Origin of the sequence: Paractinoplanes abujensis (genome assembly GCF_014204895.1) — a bacterium.
In the GTDB taxonomy this organism is placed as follows: domain Bacteria; phylum Actinomycetota; class Actinomycetes; order Mycobacteriales; family Micromonosporaceae; genus Actinoplanes; species Actinoplanes abujensis.
This window is the reverse complement of record NZ_JACHMF010000001.1, coordinates 1,811,725-1,833,470: the sequence shown is the minus strand read 5'-3', so window position 1 is coordinate 1,833,470 and position 21,746 is coordinate 1,811,725. Positions and strand designations below refer to the sequence as shown.

Below are 21,746 nucleotides of genomic sequence, written 5' to 3'. Positions count from 1 at the left end.
AGCCGCGGCCGATCGGTGCTGGCATGTCAGCAGAGCCGATCGAAGACATGTGCCTGAACGCGCTTGTTGCCACGGGCGAGCAGTGGTGGCGCGACGCGGTGATCTACCAGGTCTACCTGCGCTCGTTCGCCGACGGCAACGGCGACGGCATCGGCGACTTCGCCGGGCTGCGCGCGCGCCTGCCGTACCTGGCCTCGCTCGGGGTGGACGCCGTCTGGGTGACCCCGCACTACGTCTCGGGCGGGGCCGACGGCGGCTACGACGTGATCGACTACACGGCGGTCGACCCCGCGTACGGGACCGTCGAGGACGTGCGGGCGCTCGTGGCGGACGCCCACGACCTGGGGCTGCGGGTGCTGCTCGACATCGTGCCCAACCACACCAGCGACCAGCACGAATGGTTCCAGCGCGCGCTGGCCGACCCGACCTCGCCGGAGGCCGCGCGCTACCACTTCATGCCGCCGTCGGAGTCGCCGCCCAACAACTGGCAGTCCATGTTCGGTGGGCCGGCCTGGTCCCGTACGCCGGACGGGCGCTGGTACCTGCACCTGTTCACGCCGCAGCAGCCCGACCTGAACTGGGACAACCCGGCCGTGGCGGACGACTTCGACCGTACGTTGCGGTTCTGGTTCGACCTCGGTGTCGACGGGTTCCGGGTCGACGTCGCGTACGGGCTGTTCAAAGACCCCGCGTATCGCGACAATACGGGCGACTACTCGCCGACGCTGTTCGGGCACGGGCCCGAACAGGTCATGACCACCAACCAGGCCCGGGTGCACCGGATCTGGCGGCGCTGGCGGGCCATCTGCGACTCCTACCCGTCGGAGAAGATGCTGGTGGGCGAAGTGTCGCTGGCCGACCTCACACAGGTGGGGCTGTACGCCCGGCCCGACGAGATGCACCATGCCTTCCAGTTCCGGCTGCTCAAGAGCGACTGGGACGCGGCGGCGTTCGCCTCGACGATCACGGAGGCGCTGGACGCGTTCGCGGCCGTCGGCGCCCCCGCGCCCTGGGTGCTCGGCAACCACGACAAGGCGCGGCAGGTCACCCGCTACGGCAGCGAACGCCGGGCCCGCGCGGCGGCGCTGCTGATGCTGGCCCTGCCCGGGTCGGCCTACCTCTACGCCGGGGAGGAACTCGGGCTGCCCGAGGGCACCGTGCCCGACCCGGCCCGGCGCGACCCGATCTTCCACCGCTCCGGGGGCCGGCGCCTCGGCCGCGACGGCTGCCGGATCCCCATGCCGTGGGAGTCGTCGGCGCCCGCCGTCGGCTTCTCGGCCTCCACCCAGCTGTGGCTGCCCCAGCCCGCCGACTGGGCCGACTACGCGGTCGACCGTCAGGACGGCGACCCGACGTCCACGCTCACCATGTACCAGCAGGCCATCCTGCTGCGCGACCTCCACCAGGCGCTCGGCTCCGGCCTGGCCTCGGTGACCCTGGACGGCGACGTCATCCGCGTCGACTTGATCGCCCGGGACGGCGACCCCGACCCGATCACGGTCTGGACCAACATGGGTTCGTCACCGGTCTCGGTGCCCGCGCACCGGCTGCTGCTGGCCTCCTCACCCGACGCCGGCGGACCGGCCGGCGGCCGCCTGACGCTGGACCCCGACACCACCGTCTGGACCCGCGTCTGACCAGCGCGCCCTTTCGAGGCGCACTTCGATTGGCCCGCCGTCACCCCTCGCCGGGTGCGCCCCGCCCCCCGCGGCGCGCCCGGACGATCGGTGCCGGCGCACACGCGGCCGGCTCGCCCGCCCCCGGCGAGCCGGCCGCGTGACCGCTTCCGGCCGCAGTCAGTCGCGGCCCTGCCACGTGCTGATACAGGCTTCGTTGCCCTCCGGGTCGGCCAGCACCCAGAACGACGGCGCCCGCGCATCCGACACCACCCGGCCGCCCGCTTTCAAAGCCGCCGCGACCCGCAACGGCGCCTCGTCGTGGGCCACCGAGATGTCGACATGCACCCGATTACGACCCGCCCTCGGCGTCTCCATTTGCTGGAACCAGACCGCCGGCCCCTGCCCCGCCGGGTCGGCCAGCGGCTCCGCCGGCCCGCCCTCCGCGTAGCCCAGCACCGCCGACCAGAACGGCCGCACCGCCCCGATGTCCGACGCGTCGATCGCGATCTCGAGCAGCTGCAGGTCACCCGGCTCGGTCCGCAGCCCCGACGCCGCGATCCGCCGCGCCAGCCCGACGTCGGTCGCGGTGACCGTCGCCAGCCGCCGGGTCTGCAAGGTCAGCACCACCCGATCGACCCGCACATCGATCGCGAGGTGCTCGTCGGCCTCCTCTCCACAGGCCGCGACGGCCTGCAGGGCCACCGACGCCCCCTGGAACAGCGAGCCGACCGGCACCGCGGCCCGCAACGTGCCGAGGATGTATCGCCACCCGAGCCCGCCCACCGCGTCGGAGGCTGCCTGCCGGGTCACCCGTTCGTTCATGCGGGCATCCTGCCACTTCTGTCCCCCTCTCCGAACGTTGTCCACATTCCAGGGTTGTCCACAGGGCACCCCGCAAAGATCGCTCCGAGTTGGGAGGATGGGTGTTGGGTGGAGGTCCCCCTGGTAGGGCGGGCCATGGGCGGGGCGGGCCATGGGCGGGGAGGGCCATGGGCGGGGAGGGCCATGGGCGGGGAGCCGTACGGGGACGGGCCAGCAGGAGAGCACGTCGAGGTTCTCGGCGCGGCCGGCCGTTGAGTCCGGGGGCGGGCTGCGCTAAGCCCAACTCTCCTGGCACGCTGCTGAGCGATCCGGTGCTGACAGCAGGATCGGTGAATCTCCGCCCGGCCGCCAGGCTGCTCCGGCCCCGGCCGCCGGGTGGACGGCGTCTCCTCGGCCGGCAGCCGCTAGATGCCGGTGTGGCACGTCGACGCGCCGGGGACGGTGCGCACATGCCGGTGACCGCTGGTCGGATAGGCGGGCGGCGACGGCGGGAGCAGGTCGTACAGGGGAAAGCCGCATTTCAGAGCCACCCGGCAGGATGCCTGGTTGCCCTCGGCGTGAATCAGGTCCAGGCGCCTGAGCACGACGATGTCCTGCGCATGAAGTGCCCACCGGGAAACGATCTCGAGGGCCCGCGTGGCTATGCCCTGACCACGTGCGCGAGCCGCGGTCCAGTAACCGACCTCCGCCGTTTCGTCTGCTCCTGCCTTCACCACCACGTGCCCGGAAGGCTGACAATCATCCGCCCCGGTTGTCACGATCGCGAAGCTGAATCGTGTCGCGTCGGCCCAGCCCGCGGCCTGCAGGCGTAGCCACTCCCGGGCCTCCGTTTCGTCCGCCGGCGAGGTGGACAGCCACTGCCGCAGCTCTGGGTCTCGATGGGCGGCCAGCAACGCCGGCAGGTCGTCCGAGCGCCACGGCCGGAGCAGCAACTCACCGGCGGGCCCGGTTCCCGGCGCGGACAAGACGATTGTCACCGTGCCGCCCGCTCACGAGGGAGTCCGAGCGAAAAGCTCACGGCAGCGGCGACGGGGCCGGCTGCGGGTTTTCCGGTGCCCACGAGGGCAATGATCGCACCTCCGGGGAAGACCAGGGATCCCACCGATGTCTTCTCGGCATCCTCACTATCGACGATGGACGGCATGAGTCGTCGTGCCCTGATCGCTTCCCTGGTCACCCTGGTCACCGGTCTCGCCTTGGCGGCCAGTCCGCCGGGTCACGCCGCCACGCCGAAGCAGCCGCGGATCTCCTGGACGGTGTGCGACGACGACCCGGCCGTGCGGTGCGGCAAGCTGCGATTACCGGTCGACTGGGACAACCCGCACGGCGCCACGTTCGAGCTGGCCGTGGCGCGCCGCGCGGCTCGCACCAAGTCGGACCGGACGCTCGTGTTCGGCCCGGGCGGCCCGGGCGATTCCGGCGTGGAACGCATCCTGGCCGGCGACCGGTTCAGCCCGGAGATTCTCGACGAGTTCAACACGGTCAGTTTCGACCCGCGCGGGGTGGGGCGCAGCGGCGGCGCCCAGTGCGACCTGTCGCTCGACAACGGGCTGCTCACCAGCCAGGCCGACTTCGACGCCGTCACCGCCTCCAACCGGGCCAAGTGGGCGGCGTGCCGCGCTGTCAGCCCGGTCTGGGATCACGCCGGCACGGCCGGAGCCGTCCGTGATCTCGACGCCTTGCGGGCGGCTCTCGGGCTGCGGCAGTTGACTTTCCACGGCAGTTCGTACGGCACGTTGCTGGGCCAGCAGTACGCCGAGCGTTACCCGGGCCGGGTGCGGGCGGTCGTGTTGGAGAGCGTCTTCGATCACAGCCTCGACGTGCGCGAGTTCGTCCGTACGCAGGCGCTGGCCGCGCAGGACGCGTTCGACGAGTTCGTCGCGTGGTGCGCTGCCGAGACGGCGTGCGTTCTGCACGGGCAGGACGTCCGCGCGATCTGGAACACCGTTCTGGACGCCCGCAAGAACCGGTTCGAGCTGGCCATGCTCCCGATCGCCCGGCTCGCCGCGCCGGACCGCGCGCGGCTGGCCCGGGACATCGCGGCCCTGCGCGACGGCGCCGACCCGACGGTGGAGTTGCCGCCGCTGGTGTCGTCGGTCTTCTGCGCCGACTGGCCCGCGGCTGTGCCCGATTTCGGAGCGTACGAGGAACTGGTGCGCACCGCCCGTGCGGCCGCACCCGACGTCCGGTACGGCGGTGGGCTGCTCGCGGTCCGCGCCTGTCTGGGCTGGCCGCAGCCGGTGGCCAACCCGCCGCACCGGCTCGATGTGCACACTCGCACGCCGCTGTTGCTGCTCAATTCGCGCCATGACGTCCGCACCGGTCATGTGTGGGCCACCCACGTGGCGGCGCAGCTGGGCCGGCACGGGCGCCTGGTCACGTACGAGGGTTCGGGTCACGGGGCGTACGGGAACACGCCGTGCACGACCGCCGTCGTCGACCGTTACCTGCTCGATCTGGTGGTGCCACCGCGCGGGGCGAGCTGCCCCGCGGCTTGACGGGCTCGCGCTCCCGAAGTGGCCGGGCGGCGGCGGCTGGGTATCGTCGAAGCATGTCGATGGGTCGGGTGGCCGTCGCGCTCGAGGGGGTCCTGGTGGCCGCGGTCGTGCTGGCCGCGGCCGTGATCCCCGCCCTGCGAGGGCCTGATCTGGGGCCTTACTCGATCAGCATGGACCAGGCGGGCCCGGTCGCGGCCGCTCCCCCGGCCTCGGCGGGCGCCTCCACGGGGTCGTACACGTGGAATTGCGGCCGCAACGAGCGCGGCCACCGCAACACCGCCAACATCGTCGTCACCCCGAAGCGGCCGGGCCCGCCGCATCACCTGCACGACTACATCGGCAACCTCGGGGTGCAGGCCGACTCGACCGTCGACAGCCTGCTCGGCCAACCCACGACCTGTACGAACGGTGACGCGTCGAGCTATTACTGGCCGGTGCTGCGCCTGGTCGAGCCGGGGCAGGACGGGCACGGCGGGCCGGTGCAGGTGCCGGTGTCGCTGACCATGACCTATCGCGGCAACCCGCGCGGGCCGGTGCTGGCGATGCCGCGGCTGCTGCGGGTGCAGGTCGGCGACGCTTACGCGCACACCAACGGCGGTAAACTTGCGCGGGCCTGGTGGACTTGTTCCGACACACCCGACCGGATGACGATGGACTATCCCGCGTGTGAGGACGGAGCCCAGGTGGTGCGGATCTTCGACTTCCCCAGTTGCTGGGACGGTCGCCAGCTGGACAGTCCCGGCCACCGTCAGCAGGTCGTCTTCCCGGCCGAGGGCGGCGGCTGCCCGGTCGGCACGTTCGCGGTCCCGCAGCTGCGGATCACGATGACGTACGCGGTGCCCCCGGGCACGCGGTATCAGATCGACGCGTTCGACGGGCAGGACAACAGCCCCCGCACCGATCACGGCTTCCTGGTCAACCTGATGCCCGACGCCGTGATGAAGCGCGTCGTGAACTGCTTGAACAAGGGCGAGCAGTGCGACGAGACGACCACCCGGCGGGCGGCGTCGTGACCACCCCCGAGACCGGCGACCACGTCGACCTCGCGGGCTATCTGGTCGGCGAGCTCACCCCCGGGCAACGCGCGGAGGCCGACCGGCATCTGGCCGGGTGCGCCGAGTGCCGGGCCGAGGTGGAGTCGCTGGGCGAGTGGACGTCACGGTTGCGGGCCGTGCCGGCCGAGATGCTGCTCGAGGGCCCGCCCGACGGTGGCGACCTGTTGCTCCAGCGCACTCTGCGCGAGGTGCGCAAGCAGTCTTCGGGTGAGCGCAACCGGCGTACGGTGCTGGTCTCGGCGGCGGCCGCGGTGCTCGTGGCCGTGGCGATCGGGGGCGGGGTCCTGGCGGGCCGGTCCACCGCCCCCGAGGCGCCGGTCGCGCAGGCCCCGCCGCCCTTGGCCACGTCGCCGACGTCGGTGCCCGGCACCCGTACGGGGACCGCTGTCGACGCGACGACGGGCGCGCGGATCACCGTGGCCGTGGCCCCGGCGGCGGGCTGGGTGCGGGTCAACGCGGCGGTGGCCGGCATCCCCGCGGGCGAGAAGTGCGTGCTCGAGGTCGTGGCCCGCGACGGGTTCGCGGTGCAGGCGGGCAGCTGGGTGGTCTCCGAGGCGGGCGAGGCCGGTGGCACCACGCTCAACGGCAGCGCGCTGATCGACCCGGCCCAGGTCGCCTCCGTACGGGTGGTCAACACCGCCGGCAAGCAGTTCGCCAGCGTCGACGTCTGAGCGGTGCAACCGAAAGGCAACCGGGGCGGGTCCCGGCCGCACCCGTCGGCGGGAAACCTTGGCGGGTGGCCAAAGCGCAATCCGTCGTGCTGAGCAGGCACGTCGCCGGCTGGCAGCTCCTGCTCGCCGCCGGTGTCGTCGCCATCGGGACGTACTACCTGTTTCTCGAGCTCGGCCCGGGCTGGGCCGGCACCCAGGTCGCCCTCTACGCCTGCGCCAACACCACCCTGCTGGTGGCGTGCCTGGTCGCGGCCCGGCGGCATCGCGCGTTGTCCGGGATGGCCCTGCTGCTGGCCGCCTCCGCCGCTGTCAGCGTGAGTGCCGACGTCGTGTTCTACTTCCTCGCGCTGGTGCAGGGCGAGGTGCAGTATCCGAGCATCGCCGACGCGGGGTATCTGGCCGCCTATCCGCTCATGGCTTCGGCCTTCCTGACGGTGGTGCGCAAGCGGACGCCCGGCTGGAACTTCGCCAGCGCCATCGACGCCACGATCGTGGCCGTCGGCTCCGGCTACCTGGTGTTCGAGCTGGTCGTGGTGCCGATGATCGCGACCGGGGCGGTCGACGTGACGACCTTCGTCTCGGTGGCCTACCCGGTGGGCGACCTCATGCTGATCAGCGTCGGCGCGCGGCTCATGCTGGGCGCCGGGCCGCGGTCGGCTCCGCTGCGGATGGTCGGCGGCTACCTCGCGCTGGTGCTCTACGCCGACACGATGTACAGCGTGCAGACGCTGGAGGGCAGCTATCAGGCCGGCAATTACCTCGACGCGATCTGGATGTCCGCGGCGTTCCTGATGGCGGCGGGGATGCTGCACCCGGCGGCGCCGCAACTGGTGTCGCGGTCCTCGGCCGTCACCCCGGACGCCACGCCGGGCCGGCTCGTCGTGCTCGCGGTGGCCGCGGTCGTCGCCCCGACCACCATGACCGTGCAGCATCTGCGCGGCGAGGCCCCGCACATCCTGGCCGCCGGGCTGGTCTGCAACGGGCTGTTCCTGCTGGTGCTGGCGCGGATGGCGGGGCTGGTGCGGGCGCAGCGGCACGCGGCGATCACCGACGGCCTGACCGGGCTGCGCAGCCGCCGCTTCCTCGAGCAGTCGTTGCACGCCGAGGCGGCCCGGGCCACCCGGTCCGGCGGGGAGGTCGCCATGCTGCTGCTCGACCTCGACCACTTCAAGAGCGTCAACGACACGTACGGGCACGGCGGCGGCGACCGGGTGCTGGTCGAGCTGTCCCGGCGGCTGTCGGCGGTGATCCGCCCGGGTGACCTGGCCGCTCGCTACGGCGGTGAGGAGTTCGCCGTGCTGCTGCCCGGGGCCGATCCGCAGGCCGCGGCCGAGATCGCCGAGCGGATCCGCCGGGTGGTGGCGGCCGCGCCCTTCTCCGTCGACGAGGGCCGCGAGCACCGGGTCACGGTCTCGATCGGGATCGCCGGTCTGCCGTCGGCCGCGGCCGGCGTCGACGAGCTCGTGCTGGCCGCCGACCGCGCCCTCTACGAGGCCAAGAACTCGGGCCGGGACCGGGTCTGCGCCGCTCCGCTCGCGGAACCCGCGTTCGCTGCGCGGTAAGTTTCCGGAAACGTCGATCGGGCAGGGTGCGGACCATGGACCTTCGCAACGGGCTGCGGCCGCTGGGGAGCACCCCGGCCGAATTCGAGCAGGATCTGCTGAGCAACCTGTACTACCGCCGGGGCACGACCGTCGAGTCGGCCAGCGCGCAGGACGCGTACGAGACCCTCGCCCTGACCGTGCGCGACCGGCTGGCCGCGCGCCGGGCCCGCACGGCCGCGGCGCATTACGAGAGCAACCCGCGCTGGGTCTACTACCTGTCGGCGGAATACCTGCTCGGCCCCCAGCTGGAGCAGAACCTGCTTTACAGCGGCACCACCGACCTGGCCCCGGCCGCGCTGGAGGCGCTCGGCTTCTCGGCCGAGGAGGTGGCCGCGCTCGACGTGGAGCCGGGCCTGGGCAACGGTGGCCTGGGCCGGCTGGCCGCCTGCCTGCTCGACTCGCTGGCCACCCTGGACATTCCCGCGGTCGGCTACGGCATCCGCTACGACCTGGGCATCTTCAAGCAGCAGTTCGAGAACGGGGAGCAGGTGGAGCGGCCCGACGACTGGGCCTTCCAGGGCGACCCGTGGGAGTTCCCGGCCCCTGACGACTGGCAGACGGTCGGCTTCTACGGCTTCGTCGGCCCCGAGGGCTGGGTGCCCGGCGAGATCGTGCACGGCGAGCCGAGTCACCTGCTGGTGCCGGGCTACGGCACCGAGACGGTCAACATCGTGCGGCTGTGGCGGGCCCGGGCCGCGCCGGCCTCGTTCGACCTGCGGCGTTTCTCGGCCGGGCAGTACGCCGAGGCCGTGCAGGAGGCGGTCAAGGCCGAGAACATCAGCAAAGTGCTCTACCCCGACGACAGCACCGACATGGGCCGCGAGCTCCGGCTCAAGCAGCAGTATTTCCTGGTCTCGTGCTCGCTGCGCGACATCGTGCGGCGGTTCCGGCTCCGCAACGCCGACTGGGCCGACTTCCCGGCCAAGACGGTCATCCAGCTCAACGACACGCACCCCACGCTGGCCATCCCCGAGCTGATCCGGCTGCTGGTCGACGAGGAGAAGCTGGAGTGGGAGCAGGCCTGGTCGATCGTGCGGCAGACGTTCGCCTACACGTGCCACACGCTGCTGCCCGAGGCTCTCGAGACGTGGCCGGTGGAGATGCTGGGCCGGCTGCTCCCCCGCCACCTCGAGATCATCTACACGATCAACGAGGCGCTGCTGGCCGAGGTCCGTGCACGTTTTCCCGGCGACCTCGACCGCGTACGGCGGATGTCGCTCATCCAGGAGGAGCCGCAGCGCCGGGTCCGGATGGCCAACCTGGCCGTGACCGGAACGTTCAAGGTCAACGGGGTCGCCGAGTTGCACTCGCAGCTGCTCACCTCGACCACGTTCGCCGACTTCGCCGCGCTCTGGCCCGACCGCTTCACCAACGTCACCAACGGTGTCTCGCCGCGGCGTTTCGTCCGGCTGGCCAATCCGGGCCTCTCGGCGCTCATCTCGGAGGGCCTCGGATCCGACGACTGGTTGCGGGATCTTTCCCTGCTGTCGAACCTGGCCCCCCTGGCCGGCGACGCCTCGTTCCGGTCCCGCTGGCGCGCCGAGAAGCGGCACGCCAAGGCCGATCTCGGGCTGGGTGACCCGGGCGCCGTGCTCGACGTGATGATCAAGCGGTTCCACGAGTACAAGCGGCAGCAGCTCAAGCTCCTGCACGTGATCACGCTGTACCAGCGGCTGCGCAACGACCCGGCCCGCTTCGGGGTGCCGCGCACGGTGCTGTTCGGCGGCAAGGCAGCCCCGGCCTATGACGCGGCCAAGTCGATCATCCGGCTGATCAACGCGGTGTCGGCCACCGTCGCGGCCGACCCGCGGACGTCCGGCCTGTTGCGCGTGGTCTTCCCGGCCAACTACAACGTGACGCTGGCCGAGAGGATCATCCCGGCCGCCGACCTCAGCGAGCAGATCTCCATGGCCGGCAAGGAGGCTTCCGGTACGGGCAACATGAAGCTGGCGCTCAACGGCGCGGTCACCATCGGCACCCTCGACGGCGCCAACGTGGAGATCAGGGACCGGGTCGGCGCGGACAACTTCTTCCTGTTCGGCCTGGACACCCCGGCCGCCGCGGCGTTGCGGGCGTCGGACTACCGGCCCCGTACGCACTACGACTCCGACGAGGAGCTGCGGGCCGCCCTTGACGCGATCCTGTCCGGCGAGTTCGGCGGCGTGGGGCAGGACGTGGCGCACTCGCTGCTCGACCGCGACGAATACCTGACGCTGGCCGACTACCGGTCGTACGTCGACAAGCAGGACGAGGTCGCCGCGGCCTGGCAGAACCAGGAACAGTGGACGCGCATGTCGATCCTGAACACGGCGGGCAGCGGGTTCTTCTCGGCCGACCGCACGGTGGCCGACTACCTCGCGCGGATCTGGCGGGCGGAACCCGTACGCCCCTGACCGGCGCGGGGCTTGGCAAGCGCGTTCCGTGCGCGTTTGATGGCGGTGGGATGCACAAACATCGGCCGAGCCTCGGAACCCTGCTGCACCACGTGCATGTGAGCGGGCCGCTCTCGCGCGCCGTGCTGGCCGAGCGGATGGGGGTCAACCGGAGCACGATCCTGGCCCTGACGGCCGACCTGATCGCGGCCGGGCTGGTCAGCGAGGAACATCCGGCCGGGACCACCGGTGCGGGCCGGCCCTCGCTGGTGGTGCGGCCCGCCCCGCACGTGTTCGTGCTGGCCTTCGACGTCGCGGTGGACCGGCTCACCGTGGCGCGGGTCGGGCTGGGCGGCCCGGTGCTCGACCGGCGCTCGGCCCCGCGCACACGCACCGGGGTGGACCTCGGCCCGGTCGTCCGGAAACTGGCCTCGCTGGGCCGGGAACTGCTCGACGCGGCGCCGCCGGGGTCGGTCTGCGTGGGGCTGGGCGCCTCCTACTGCGGCATGATCCGGCCCGGCGACGGCATGGTGCGCTACGGACCCGAGATGGGCTGGGTCGACCAGGCCTTCGGCACCGAGCTGGCCGCGGCCCTCGACATCGGCCGCCCGGTGACCGTCGGCAACGAGGCCCACCTGGGGGCGCTGGCCGAGTTCGAGCGGGGCGCCGGGGTGGGCGTGCCCGACCTGATCTATCTGCACGGCGACGTCGGCGTGGGCGGCGGCATCCTGGTCGGCGGCAAGCTGCTGGGCGGTGACGGCGGCTACGGCTGCGAGGTCGGGCACATGCTGGTCAACCCGTCCGGCGGCCGGCCGTGCCTGTGCGGTTCACGAGGCTGCTTGGAGGCCGAGACCGGCGAGTACGCCCTGCTGGCGGCGGCCGGGCGGGCCCCCGGGCCGATCGGGGCCGAGGCGGTCCGCGCGGTCACCCGCGACGCCCGGGCCGGTGACCCCGCGGCGGCCGCGGCCGTGGCCGAGATCGGCGACTGGCTGGGCATCGGCGTGGCCAACCTGATCAACCTGTTCAACCCGGGCGTGGTCATCTTCGGCGGCATGCTGCGCGACGTCTACACGGCCGCGGCGCCCCAGGTCGAGGCGCGCATCGCCCACCACGCCATGCCGGTCTCACGCGAACGGGCCCGCCTCACGGTCTCTGCCCTGGCCGAGGACGCCACCCTGATCGGCGCGGCCGAACTCGGCTTCGCCGCCCTGCTCAACGACCCGATCGGGGAGCGGGCGGGGCGCTCCGTCACCGGTACAGTCCGGGCATGAGGCTTTTCCGGGCCGCGCCCGGCGCCGCCGAGGAACGGGTGTGGGAGGCCGTGCTGGCCACGGGTGAGGCCGTCGCGCCGGCCGGCCGCCCGTCACTCTCCGCGGCCCGGCTACGCTCCCTGCTCACCGAGTCCCGGGTGGACGGCAGGCCCGGGCCCCGCTGGGTCCGGCTGACCGGCTTCCGGATCGACGGCCCGCTCGACCTCGACTCGTCCGAGGCGCTCCGGCCGCTCACCCTCACGGACTGCGCGGTCGGCCCGATCAGCCTCGTCGACGGCAAGGCCCGGTCGCTGCGCCTCGACCGGTGCGACGTGGCCGCGATCGACCTGTCCACGGCCCGTATCGAGGGTTCCCTGCACGTTCTGAACTCCACCGTCGACGGCCGGCTGACGCTGCGGCAGGCGACGGTGTCGGGCACCGTCAACCTCGGCGGCACCACGATCATGGGCGCCGACGGGGTCGCCCTGGTCGGCGACCGCCTCACCGTGGGCCACTCGTTCTTCCTGCGCGGCGGGTTCGTGGCGAGGCAAGCCGTGCGGCTCCTCGGCGCCCGCGTGGGTGGGCAGCTCGCCTGCGACGGCGCCCAGTTCCGGGGCGCCGACGTCGTGCTCGACCTCGACGCGGCAGCCATCGGCGGCAACCTGTCCCTGCAGCGTGGCCGGCGCCACGGCGCGCAGGCGGGGCCGTTCGAGGCGGCCGGGGAGGTCTGCCTGACCGGCGCGAAGGTCGACGGCTCCGTGCTGTGCGACGGGCTGCTGAGCAACCCGGACCAGGTCGCCCTGCGCGGGGACAACCTCGCGGTCCGGGGCAACCTGGTGCTGGCGGCCGGGCTCGAGGTCACCGGCACGGTGCGCATCGCCGGGGCCGAGATCACCCGCAACCTCGAATGCCGGGCCGCCGCCCTGCAAGACCTCAACCTCACCCGTACGGTGGTCAAGGGCTCGCTGGTGTTCGCGCCCGCGGCGATCACGGGCACGGCCGAGCTGACCGGCGTCACGGCGGCCCGGTTGCTGGACGACATCGAGCGCTGGCCGGCCGACCGCGAGCTGACGGGCCTGCGGTACGACACGATCGGCGCGCACCGGGGCCCCGAACCGAGCGTCGGCCACCGCGTCGCCTGGCTCCCGGCGCGCTATCAGCCTCAGCCGTACGAGCAATTGGCCGCCTTCTACCGTGGGCAGGGCCGCGACGAGGACGCCCGCCGGGTCGCCATCGCCCGGCAACGCCACCGCCGCCGCGAGCAACCGTGGTGGCGCCGCCCGCCGGGCTACGTGCTCGACGCGACCGTCGGCTACGGTCACCGCCCGGGTCTGGCCCTGGTCTGGCTGGCCGCGCTGCTGATCCTGGGCAGCCTGCTGTTCACCGCGTTCCACCACGGCGGCGCCGTCCTGGCCAAGGGCGGGGCCGGCCCCACGCCGGCCTTCAACCCGCCCCTGTTCACTCTGGACCTGCTGCTGCCCGTGGTGAACTTGCGCCAGCGCGACAACTGGGTCGTCGTCGGCACGGCCGCGCAGTACGTGTCGGCGGTCTACGTCGTCCTCGGCTGGATCATCGCCACGGCCGTGGTGGCCGCGCTGTCCGGTCTGCTCAAGAAGAACTGACCGGCCTCACACGGCCCTGGCGGCCGCGATGACCCGGCGCACGTCACCGGCCGCCGCCGCGGGGGTCAGCCGCCCCAGCTCGTCGCCGGTGGAGACATCGATCAGCAGCAGCTCCTCGTCGCGCCCGCCCAGCACCCCGGCCAGCCGCGCCGCCGCGTCGTCGTCATCGACCGGCACGGTGAGCAGCACGAGCGCGTCCCCGCCGGGCACGGTGAACGGCGCGTCGAGGTAGACCGTCTTGCCCTCCCAGTCGTCGACGTCGGCCTCCAGCCCGGCCTCCTCGGCCAGCTGCTCCTCCAGCGTGTCGGCCGTGCCCTCGGGCACCACCACGCCGATGATCTGCGCCATCACTGCCTCCCCGCGGCGAGCTCGCCGACCTCGGCCCCGCACCGGTCGCACAGCAGCCAGCCGCTCCAGTCCCGCTCCACCATCAGCTGCCCCCAGGCGCCGCCGCCGTTGTGCTCGAGCAGCCACTGCGCGGCCGCGGGTTCGGTGTAACGGAAGAACGAGGACGGGAAGTAGCCGCCGCCACCCCGGTCGATGGTGGCCGAACAGCCGTCGCAGACCGCCGACGACCGGCCCGTCAGATACCAGAAACCGGCATTGCCGGTGTCGACGACGGGTCTGCGGTAGAGCGGATGCACGAGGAGGTCGACCTTGAGGTCGTTCTCCAGCGTCACCTCGCCCCAGCGCAGCTCGGGCCCGAGGGTGGCCGGCTGCCGTCGCCCGTACATCAGCACCTTGGCCGCCGGGATCAACTGCGTGGCCACGTCCTGCCAGCTCTCCGGGTCGGCCACGATGTGGATCCGGGCCGTCTCCCGGATCGTCTGCACCGGCGCGTACGCCCACGTCCAGGACATCCGCCCGCCGTTGGGAAGGTCGACCCCCCAGCCCCACACGTCGTGCCAGCCCTCGGGCACGGCCTCGGTGCGGCCGTACGGCTCGGCGAAGAGCGGCACCGGCAGCACGTCGGAGAGCAGGCGGGCCGACCGGCCGGGATCCAGAACGAGACCGGGGTCGGCGGCGAACAGCGCGGCCAGACGCACACGGGCGTCCTGCACGGCGGCGAGGTGAGCCGCCAGGGAGCTGTCGTCGCCGAACTTGCTCGCGGCCAGGTCGCACAACCGGGCCGACTGTTCGAGATCGACCTCCAGCTCGCGCGTCGCCGTCCGGCCGAACAGCCGCGCGCACGCCTGGTTCACCGCCTCCCACGCCTCGGCCGTGCTGGTGGCGGCGCGCAACTCGCCGTTCGCGTGCAGATCCTCCATGATCGGGCCCAGCCGGTGCAGCGCCGAGCCGGAGTTGCCGCCGTCGACGAACGTCTGCTCCTGACCCCAGCGGCGGATCATCAAGGCGCCGTACAGCAGGGCCGAGACGGCCGGCGCCTGCACCGCCACGACCTCCTCGCCGGGGGTGCTGCGACCCTGGTCGGGTGCGACCAGGCCGAGGTAGGCAGCCATCATCCCGGCCCACAGGTATTGATTGCGCAGGTGGTCGGCGTCGGGCATGTCCCCCTGCAGTTGCAGCACCGTGTCCAGGCCGAACTCGTTCTGCACGAAGTTGGCCTGAGCGAAATAGCCCAGCGCCTCCAACTGGGCGTGGCCGCCCAGGGAGAGCCGGCCTCCGTCGGCCAGGCGCTCGCCGAGCATGTCGCGGCGCAGCAGCATCTCGCGGTCGCGGATGTCCTTGGCCGCCCGGGTGAGGAATTCGGTCGTGCCCACCCCGGCGGCCCGGCGCTTGGCGGCACTGCCGTATGCGCTGATCGGCACGAGCAGGTGGCCCTGGTGCCGGCCAGCGGCGACGATCTCGGGCAGGTTCAGCAGCACCGAGGTGAACCGCCGGGAGATCGACTGACCGAAATTGGTCAGCAGGACGTCGACGAAGTGCCGCTGCTCATGCCAGACCGTGCTGAGCAGGTTGGCCGCCCGGATTCGCACGGGCTCGGCCGGGATCGCGCCGACCAGCTGCTTGGCGTGGGCGTGCCGGCCCAGCAGCGCCTCGTGGACCACCTCGCCGAGCAACGACGGGCCGTCACCCCGATGCGGGACGCCGCGGTAGTAAATGGACAGGCTCGCCGGGTCGAACTGCAGAACGGGCTCCATGAACCCTCCTCACCGGCTCCGGGGCGGGTGTCCTCACCCGACCGTAGCGGCGCTTGACCGGCTCGGCTGTCCACTGTCAGGCTGATTTCGTGACCGATACCTGCCCGGTCTGCGGCGAACCGGCCGGCGTGCTGACCGGTCTCGGTCCGCGCGTGAGCCTCAACGAGGCGGACGTGGCCGGGTTGATCACACTCTTCGACGACGACGCCCTCGTCCCCCGCTGCGACGCGAACTCCTGCCGGCTGCCCGTGCAACCCATGATCACGATGGCGGTGGCCGGACCGCCCGCGGGCGCGTGGATGGTGCCGGGGAGCGTGATGGCCGGCGAGTGGGAAGCCTTCCTGGCCGGCGTCCGAGCTGATGCCCCCGGGCTCGCGGTGCGGACGGTGCCGTCCGTCGGGGACCTTCGCGTGCTGGTCACCCGCCTGCTGGGCCCGCGAGTGGCGCTGCTCCGGAAGGCCCTGGCAGCCGGGGACCGCAGGGCCTTCGTCGCCGAGAACGTCGCCGAGCTGACCCCGGCCGTGTTCGCCGCCGGGGCGTTCGCGCTGACCGGGCCGGGCTTCGGCCTCGACCTGCCCGCCCGCACCCGCGACCGCCCGACCGCGGAGCTGCTCGGTGACCTGCAGGCCGGCGTGTGGTGGCTGATCGCCCTGTTCTGGTTGCGGGCGTCCGGTGACCTGCGCCTGGACGACCTGCTGCACCGGTTCGCGGACGACACCGTGGTGCTGCCGGGCGCGCTCGATGCCTTGAACGCGCACATCGGGGAGCCCGGCGACGAAACACGCTGGGTCGTCCCGTACAGCCTGGAGGCTCTGCGCGCGACCGTCTGCCTGGCCGCGGGGCAACCCAACCCGGAACGGCAGCGGTGGTCCGATCTGTACTTCGGGTTCGAGCTGGCCCGGCGAGGCGGCGGCTGGGACCCCGGTTCGTCGCTGCACCATCAGGGCGTCTCCGATGAGCGGGCCGCGGCCACGATCGGCCTGCACGCCGCGTGGATCACCGTCGGCGAGCGGATCCGCGCCCTGCAGGACGAGGGCAGTCCGGAACTGACTGTCACCGTGCAGCGGCTGGACGAGATCTGCGGGCAGGCCGGACATCCGAAACTGGTCGCGGCGCTGCTCGGCGAGAACTGACGTTCTTTTCACCATGCCCACTACTTTCCAAGTTGGAAAGGGCGTCGTAGCCTGACGGCATGACGGGGGACGACGACGTGAGCCCGGCCTGGGCGGCCGTGGCGCTGGCAGAGATCGATCAGTCCAGGGCGGCGGTGCGCGAACACTCCGCGTGGGTGGGCCGGGCCCTGATCGCGTACGGGATGGCGTCGGTGGTCTTCTTCCCGGTGAGCGGCCTGGTGCACGGGTTCTGGTCGGTGGTGGTCGGCGTGTGCTGGGGCGTGTTCCTGGTCAGCGTTCTGTGCTACGCGGCGCCGCGGCGGGTGATGGTCCGCGGGTTCCGGGCGCTCTACCTGCGGGCGACCGCGGCCTGGACGGCGTTGTGGCTGGCCGGCTCGGCGATCGGGCATCTGCTGTTCGCCGACCGGGTGGCCTTCTGGGTGCCGGCCGGCGTGGTCGTGGCGCTGCCGATGTTCGCGGCCGCGGCGAGGACGCGATGACCGAGCACCCGCGGCACCAGCTCGACGCGGTGATCCACTCGCCGATCCGGCTGTCCATCGTGGCCTGCCTGGCCGCGGCCGACAAGGCCGAGTTCGCCTTCGTGCGCGACACCGTCGAGGTCAGCGACTCCGTGCTCTCGCGGCAGGTCACCCTGCTGACCGAGGCCGGCTACGTGAAGGCCCGCAAGGGCTACGTGGGCAAGCGGCCGCGCACGTGGCTGTCGCTGACCGCGGCCGGGCGCGACGCGTACGGGAAGCATCTGGCCGCCCTGACCGCGATCGCGCGGCTGCCGGTGCGGGACGAGGCCGATGTCTGAGCGCCCGCCCGGCCGGTACGGGTTCGACGCGCCCCGCCTGATCGCCGTCCCCGTCCTGCTGATGATCGCGGGGCTCGTGCAGGCGGTGTTCAGCCGCAGCCCGTGGCCGCTGATCGGCGTGGCGCTGATCGGGGCGTGCTGCGGGCTCGGGTTCTACGCCTCGCGACGGGGCAAGTTCGTCGTCTGGGCCCGGCTGTTCGACGGGCTCGGCCTGCGCGGCGACGAGGAGGTGCTCGACCTCGGCTGCGGCCGCGGCGCCCTGCTCATCTCGGCCGCGCTGCGAGTGCCGAAGGGCCGGGCGGTCGGCGTCGACCTGTGGCGCACGGGCGACCAGTCGGGCAACGGGCCCGAGGCCACGCTGCGCAACGCCGCCGCGGCCGGGGTGTCCGAGGTGGTGTCGGTCGAGACGGCGGACATCACCGCGCTGCCCTTTCCCGACGAGTCCTTCGACCTGGTCGTCTCCAACATCGTGGTGCACAACCTGATGGCGCCGGGCGACCGCGACCGGGCGGTGGCCGAGGCCGTGCGGGTGCTGCGCCCCGGCGGGCGGCTGCTGCTGGCCGACCTCGGCCACACCCGCCAGTACGAGTCGCGGCTGCGCGGGCTGGGTCTGCCGGCCGTCTCGCGGCGCAGCCTCGGCTGGCGGCAGTGGTGGTCCGGCCCGTGGCTGCCGACCCACCTCGTGAGCGCCCGCAAGCCGTGAGCTCAGGCCACCCGGATCTCGGCGGCCGGCCAGCCCGCTTTCTCCAGGATCTCGCGGACCGACTGCTCGACCGGGGCCGGGTGGGTGCTGACCTGGAAATGCCTGATCCGCTCGTGGTCGGAGCGGGAATGGTAGAGGTCGACGTAGTTGCGCAGCCGCTCCCGCCAGGCCTCGGTGGGCTCCCGCTCGGTGACCCGGGCCCGGAGCACCGGAACCGGGGCCGTCGTCTCACAGATGATCAGCTGTGCGCCCGGCACGGCCTCGCGAAGCGACTCGACCTCGTCCTCGTCGGCGAACACCAGCGGGATGATGATCTTCATGTCGGGCGCGACGGCCAGATAGTTGGGCCAGACGGCACGCAAGTTGTCACGGGGGAACTGCCGCCCCGCATACGGATAAACGATGCTGAAGTCGTCGAGGTCGATGACGCCGTGCGCCACGTCCTGCGCCGCCAGCGTCTCGGACAGGGCCCGCGCCAGGGTGCTCTTGCCCGAGCCGGGCGAGCCGTGCAACACCAGAACCTCCACCACGCCGCCATTGAACACGTGCCCCGGCCGACGCGACACCCATTTACCGGGATCTGTGGTTGGCTGGCCGGCATGGCTGAACTCGGACCCGTTGCCTGGCCGCCTGATCCGATTCGGACGGAGCGGCTGCTGCTGCGCGGCGCGGCGGCCCGCGATCGGCCCGCTTTCGTCGAGCTGTTGACGTCGCCCGAGGTGAACACCTATCTCGGCGGGCCGCGAGCCCGCGCGGAGGTCGAACGTGACCTGCCCGCCGTACCTGAGCAGTGGCCGGGCAGCTTCGTGGTCGAGCGCGACGGCGCGATGATCGGCCAGGTCCTGCTGCGGCGCCACGACCGGCACCGCCCGGCCGCCGTGGGCAAAATCGACCTCGGCTACCTCTTCCTGCCGCGAGCCTGGGGCCACGGTTACGCCACCGAGGCCTGCGCAGCCGTGCTGGACTGGGTCGATCACGCGCTGGGCGAGCCGGTTGTGCTGGCCACCCAGACGGCCAACGTGGCCTCGATGCGCCTGGCCGGCAAGCTGGGCTTCGCCGAGGTCGAACGCTTCCGGGCCTGGGACGCCGACCAGTGGCTGGGCTTGCGGCCGCCGTCAGGCCTGGCAGGCGATGTCTGAGGAGCGCTGCTGGAGGCGGGCGGCGTGGTCGGGCCAGCCCTCGGCGGCGGCGAAGTCGGCCGCGGCGGCCAGGTCGGCGGCGGCCTCCGGGGCGGTCACGAGGTGGTCGAGCAGGCGGGTCAGGGCGGCCCGGCGGTCGGCCCGGCGGTCCTCGTCGGCCGAGCGGCTCGCAGCGTAGACGCGCACCAGCTCGTGCACCGTCCAGCGGCCCGGTCCGGCCTCCTCGGCCAGGTGGTGCAGGGCGAGTTCGCGTAGTTCGTCGCGGGCGCACGAGCCGGCCAGGGCCTCCGCCGCGTCGGCGTCGAAGCTGCGGCCGGGGTGGTGGGCCAGCAGCCGCAGCAGCTGGCGGGCGGGCGGGGAGACGTTGCGGTACGAGATGTCGAGCGCCGCCTGGACGCCGGGGTCGAGGCGGCCGGTGCGGCGGCGCTCGGCCAGCCAGTCGGCGTGGTCGGTGAGCGTCCAGCCGGGCCGGGCGCGCATGTGGCCGGCCACCAGCGAGAGCGCCAGCGGCAGGTAACCGCACGTCTCGGCGATGCGGTCGACGGCCGCGGGGTCGGGGCCGGCCGGGATCTCGGGCACCGCGGCGAGCAGATACGCGTGGGCCTGGGCCGGGGTGAACACACCGACCGGCACGTGCCGTGCTCCGGTCAGGCCGTCGAGGCGGCGCCGGCTGGTGATCAGGGTGACGCTGCCGGGCACGTCGGGCAGCAGCGGGCGCACCTGGGCCTCGTCGGCTGCGTCGTCGAGCAGGATCAGGGTGCGCGCGCCGGTCAGCCGCAGCCGGAACGCGGTGACCCGGGCGGGCAGGCCGTGCGGCACGTGCTGGCCGGCCAGGCCGAGCAGCCGCAGGAACCCGTCGAGGACGGCGCCCGGCTCGACGGGCGGCTGGTCGGGGTGGCAGCCGCGCAGGTTGACCACGAGCACCCGGTCGAACGGGCCGCCCGCGGCCAGCTCGTGGGCCAGGTGCACGGCGAGCCGGGTCTTGCCCGCCCCGGCCATGCCCGAGAGCACAGTGACCCCGGCCGGCTCGACCGCGGCCCGGCCGATGAAGCCGGGCTGGTCGGCCGGCAGCGCGTTCAGCACCCGCACCTGGGCGTCGGGGCGGGTCTCGCCGCTGACCACGCGCAGGGCCTGCCGCCACTGGGTGGTGTAGCCGACGTCGTCGTGCAGCGCCTCGACGACTGCTACGACCAGGTCGGGGTCGAGCCGGCGGCGGCCCGCGCGGAAACAGTCGACCACCGTGGTCTTGCCGACCTGCTCCCCCGCCGGGCGCACGGCGTTGACCCGGGCCGCGATCGTCTCGTACGACGGGTTGCCGGCCCAGGTCTTGAGCATGCGCAGGCAGCCCGCGACCTCGTCCAGGGTCTGGGCCTGGCCGGGGTCGGGCAGCACAGCGAACTGCGACACGGCGGCTCCCGCGGGGGTCGGGACGTCGGACGTTCGACCTTAGTCGGTCCGTACCGGACGTTGTGTCGGTGGATCGACAGCGACCGCACCCTGGGATGTTGCGGGCCGTTCCAGCCGAACGGACCGGGGCGTTTCCCCTGAACGTACGGGGGGCGAATCAGACATCCGGATTCGTTCGGATTCCGCGTACGGCGGCCGGATGTGCCGCAAAGTAGGTGGTGCCGGACGGATCCGATAACGGGGGGTCGTTCCCGCACGGGGGCGTGAGCGACACGGACTCCGGACGGCGAGTACCGGGCGTGGCTGCCTTCGAGGCCCACGCCCGGTTCTCTGTTTCGAGGCCTCTCAGGCCGCCGCGCCGCGCAGGACGCCGTCGACCAGCTTCTCCACGAAGCCCTCGTCGGGCACCCGCGGCTGCCACTGGAACAGCCCGTGCATCATCGACGGGCCGGTCAGCATGAGCAGGGTGAGCTCGATGTCGAGGTCGTCGCGCAGCTCGCCCGTCTCGATGCCGCGGCGCAGCACCGAGCGCATCAGGTCACGCCGGGGCTCGACCACACCCTTGTACATCTCCAGGATCGAGTCGTCGCGCAGCAGCTCGGGCAGCAGGCAGGCGGTCACCTTGCTGTAGCCGCGGGAGTGACCGCTGCGGTTCGCCTTGATCAACGTCACCAGGTCGTCGCGGACGGACTCGCCGGCCAGTGCCGGGAGCGGACCCTTCATCGCCGCGACGGCGTCGATGATCAGGGCCTCCTTGTTGGCCCAGCGGCGATAGATCGTGGCCTTGCCGACCCCGGCCCGGGCGGCGACCGCCTCGATCGAGATGGCGGCCACGGTCTGGCCCTCGCTGAGCAAGTCGAGCACGGCGCGCAGAATCGCCTCGTCGGCCTGGGCGTTGCGGGGCCGGCCAGGAGCCTTGCGCTCCTGGCCGGTCAACGAGGCTGTGGTCATGG

General features: G+C 72.7%; 20 protein-coding genes. 13 read left to right on the top strand and 7 right to left on the bottom strand.

What is annotated here, in order from left to right; all coding sequences use genetic code 11:
• The first annotated feature begins 23 nt into the window (after positions 1–23).
• A complete protein-coding gene (locus BKA14_RS07865; protein ID WP_239092402.1) occupies positions 24–1,637 on the top strand; it encodes a glycoside hydrolase family 13 protein in 1,614 nt (537 codons plus the stop codon).
• 159 nt (positions 1,638–1,796) lie between these two features.
• Here the strand turns inward: BKA14_RS07865 and BKA14_RS07860 are convergent, their stop codons facing one another.
• Together BKA14_RS07860 and BKA14_RS07855 are read right to left on the bottom strand one after the other, a co-directional pair.
• Entirely contained in the window at positions 1,797–2,441 is a 645-nt protein-coding gene (locus BKA14_RS07860) for a 4a-hydroxytetrahydrobiopterin dehydratase family protein (protein WP_184950245.1), read from the bottom strand.
• A 404-nt stretch (positions 2,442–2,845) separates the two neighbouring features.
• A complete protein-coding gene (locus tag BKA14_RS07855; RefSeq protein WP_203721940.1) occupies positions 2,846–3,406 on the bottom strand; it encodes a GNAT family N-acetyltransferase in 561 nt (186 codons plus the stop codon).
• A 177-nt stretch (positions 3,407–3,583) separates the two neighbouring features.
• Here BKA14_RS07855 and BKA14_RS07850 point away from each other — a divergent pair, with 177 nt between their 5' ends.
• From BKA14_RS07850 to BKA14_RS07820, 7 genes are all read left to right on the top strand, one after another.
• Positions 3,584–4,939: an alpha/beta hydrolase gene (locus tag BKA14_RS07850; RefSeq protein WP_184950243.1), complete on the top strand. Its 1,356-nt coding sequence runs from the start codon at positions 3,584–3,586 to the stop codon at positions 4,937–4,939.
• Between the two features lie 53 nt (positions 4,940–4,992).
• Entirely contained in the window at positions 4,993–5,952 is a 960-nt protein-coding gene (locus tag BKA14_RS07845; RefSeq protein WP_184950242.1) for a DUF1996 domain-containing protein, read from the top strand.
• Positions 5,916–6,665 (top strand): anti-sigma factor family protein, encoded by a 750-nt coding sequence (locus BKA14_RS07840; protein ID WP_239092403.1) that lies wholly within the window; start codon positions 5,916–5,918, stop codon positions 6,663–6,665. The genes BKA14_RS07845 and BKA14_RS07840 overlap by 37 nt, the downstream gene beginning before the upstream one ends.
• A 65-nt stretch (positions 6,666–6,730) precedes the next feature.
• Entirely contained in the window at positions 6,731–8,227 is a 1,497-nt protein-coding gene (locus BKA14_RS44950; protein WP_184950241.1) for a GGDEF domain-containing protein, read from the top strand.
• A gap of 35 nt (positions 8,228–8,262) precedes the next feature.
• Positions 8,263–10,662, top strand: coding sequence for a glycogen/starch/alpha-glucan phosphorylase (locus tag BKA14_RS07830; protein ID WP_184950240.1), 2,400 nt, complete (start codon positions 8,263–8,265; stop codon positions 10,660–10,662).
• Positions 10,663–10,712: 50 nt separating this feature from the next.
• Positions 10,713–11,912 carry an ROK family transcriptional regulator gene (locus BKA14_RS07825; protein ID WP_184950239.1) on the top strand — a complete coding sequence of 400 codons (1,200 nt, stop codon included), beginning with the start codon at positions 10,713–10,715 and terminating at the stop codon, positions 11,910–11,912.
• Complete coding sequence (locus tag BKA14_RS07820) at positions 11,909–13,513, top strand: hypothetical protein (protein WP_184950238.1); 1,605 nt, start codon at positions 11,909–11,911, stop codon at positions 13,511–13,513. The genes BKA14_RS07825 and BKA14_RS07820 overlap by 4 nt, the downstream gene beginning before the upstream one ends.
• A gap of 6 nt (positions 13,514–13,519) precedes the next feature.
• On the opposite strand, the gene BKA14_RS07815 is transcribed toward BKA14_RS07820, so the two are convergent.
• Both BKA14_RS07815 and BKA14_RS07810 read right to left on the bottom strand, forming a co-directional pair.
• Entirely contained in the window at positions 13,520–13,861 is a 342-nt protein-coding gene (locus BKA14_RS07815; RefSeq protein ID WP_184950237.1) for a hypothetical protein, read from the bottom strand.
• Entirely contained in the window at positions 13,861–15,615 is a 1,755-nt protein-coding gene (locus tag BKA14_RS07810; RefSeq protein WP_184950236.1) for a hypothetical protein, read from the bottom strand. The genes BKA14_RS07815 and BKA14_RS07810 overlap by 1 nt, the downstream gene beginning before the upstream one ends.
• An 89-nt stretch (positions 15,616–15,704) precedes the next feature.
• On the opposite strand from BKA14_RS07810, the gene BKA14_RS07805 reads away from it, so the two are divergent.
• From BKA14_RS07805 to BKA14_RS07790, 4 genes are read left to right on the top strand one after another with little or no spacing between them, the layout of a single operon-like run.
• Positions 15,705–16,748: a hypothetical protein gene (locus tag BKA14_RS07805; protein ID WP_184950235.1), complete on the top strand. Its 1,044-nt coding sequence runs from the start codon at positions 15,705–15,707 to the stop codon at positions 16,746–16,748.
• A gap of 59 nt (positions 16,749–16,807) precedes the next feature.
• Positions 16,808–17,227: a hypothetical protein gene (locus BKA14_RS07800; protein WP_184950234.1), complete on the top strand. Its 420-nt coding sequence runs from the start codon at positions 16,808–16,810 to the stop codon at positions 17,225–17,227.
• A complete protein-coding gene (locus BKA14_RS07795; protein WP_184950233.1) occupies positions 17,224–17,544 on the top strand; it encodes a winged helix-turn-helix domain-containing protein in 321 nt (106 codons plus the stop codon). The genes BKA14_RS07800 and BKA14_RS07795 overlap by 4 nt, the downstream gene beginning before the upstream one ends.
• On the top strand, positions 17,537–18,247 hold the full coding sequence (locus tag BKA14_RS07790) for a class I SAM-dependent methyltransferase (protein ID WP_184950232.1): 711 nt from the start codon (positions 17,537–17,539) through the stop codon (positions 18,245–18,247). The genes BKA14_RS07795 and BKA14_RS07790 overlap by 8 nt, the downstream gene beginning before the upstream one ends.
• A 2-nt stretch (positions 18,248–18,249) precedes the next feature.
• Here the strand turns inward: BKA14_RS07790 and BKA14_RS07785 are convergent, their stop codons facing one another.
• Positions 18,250–18,777 carry an ATP-binding protein gene (locus BKA14_RS07785; RefSeq protein ID WP_184950231.1) on the bottom strand — a complete coding sequence of 176 codons (528 nt, stop codon included), beginning with the start codon at positions 18,775–18,777 and terminating at the stop codon, positions 18,250–18,252.
• Positions 18,778–18,846: 69 nt separating this feature from the next.
• On the opposite strand from BKA14_RS07785, the gene BKA14_RS07780 reads away from it, so the two are divergent.
• A complete protein-coding gene (locus BKA14_RS07780) occupies positions 18,847–19,386 on the top strand; it encodes a GNAT family N-acetyltransferase (RefSeq protein ID WP_184950230.1) in 540 nt (179 codons plus the stop codon).
• Here the strand turns inward: BKA14_RS07780 and BKA14_RS44945 are convergent.
• Positions 19,363–20,793 (bottom strand): NB-ARC domain-containing protein, encoded by a 1,431-nt coding sequence (locus BKA14_RS44945; protein ID WP_203721947.1) that lies wholly within the window; start codon positions 20,791–20,793, stop codon positions 19,363–19,365. The two genes, BKA14_RS07780 and BKA14_RS44945, sit on opposite strands and share 24 nt — an antisense overlap.
• Before the next feature lie 345 nt (positions 20,794–21,138).
• Positions 21,139–21,744 (bottom strand): TetR/AcrR family transcriptional regulator, encoded by a 606-nt coding sequence (locus BKA14_RS07770; protein WP_308441141.1) that lies wholly within the window; start codon positions 21,742–21,744, stop codon positions 21,139–21,141.
• Positions 21,745–21,746 lie beyond the last annotated feature (2 nt).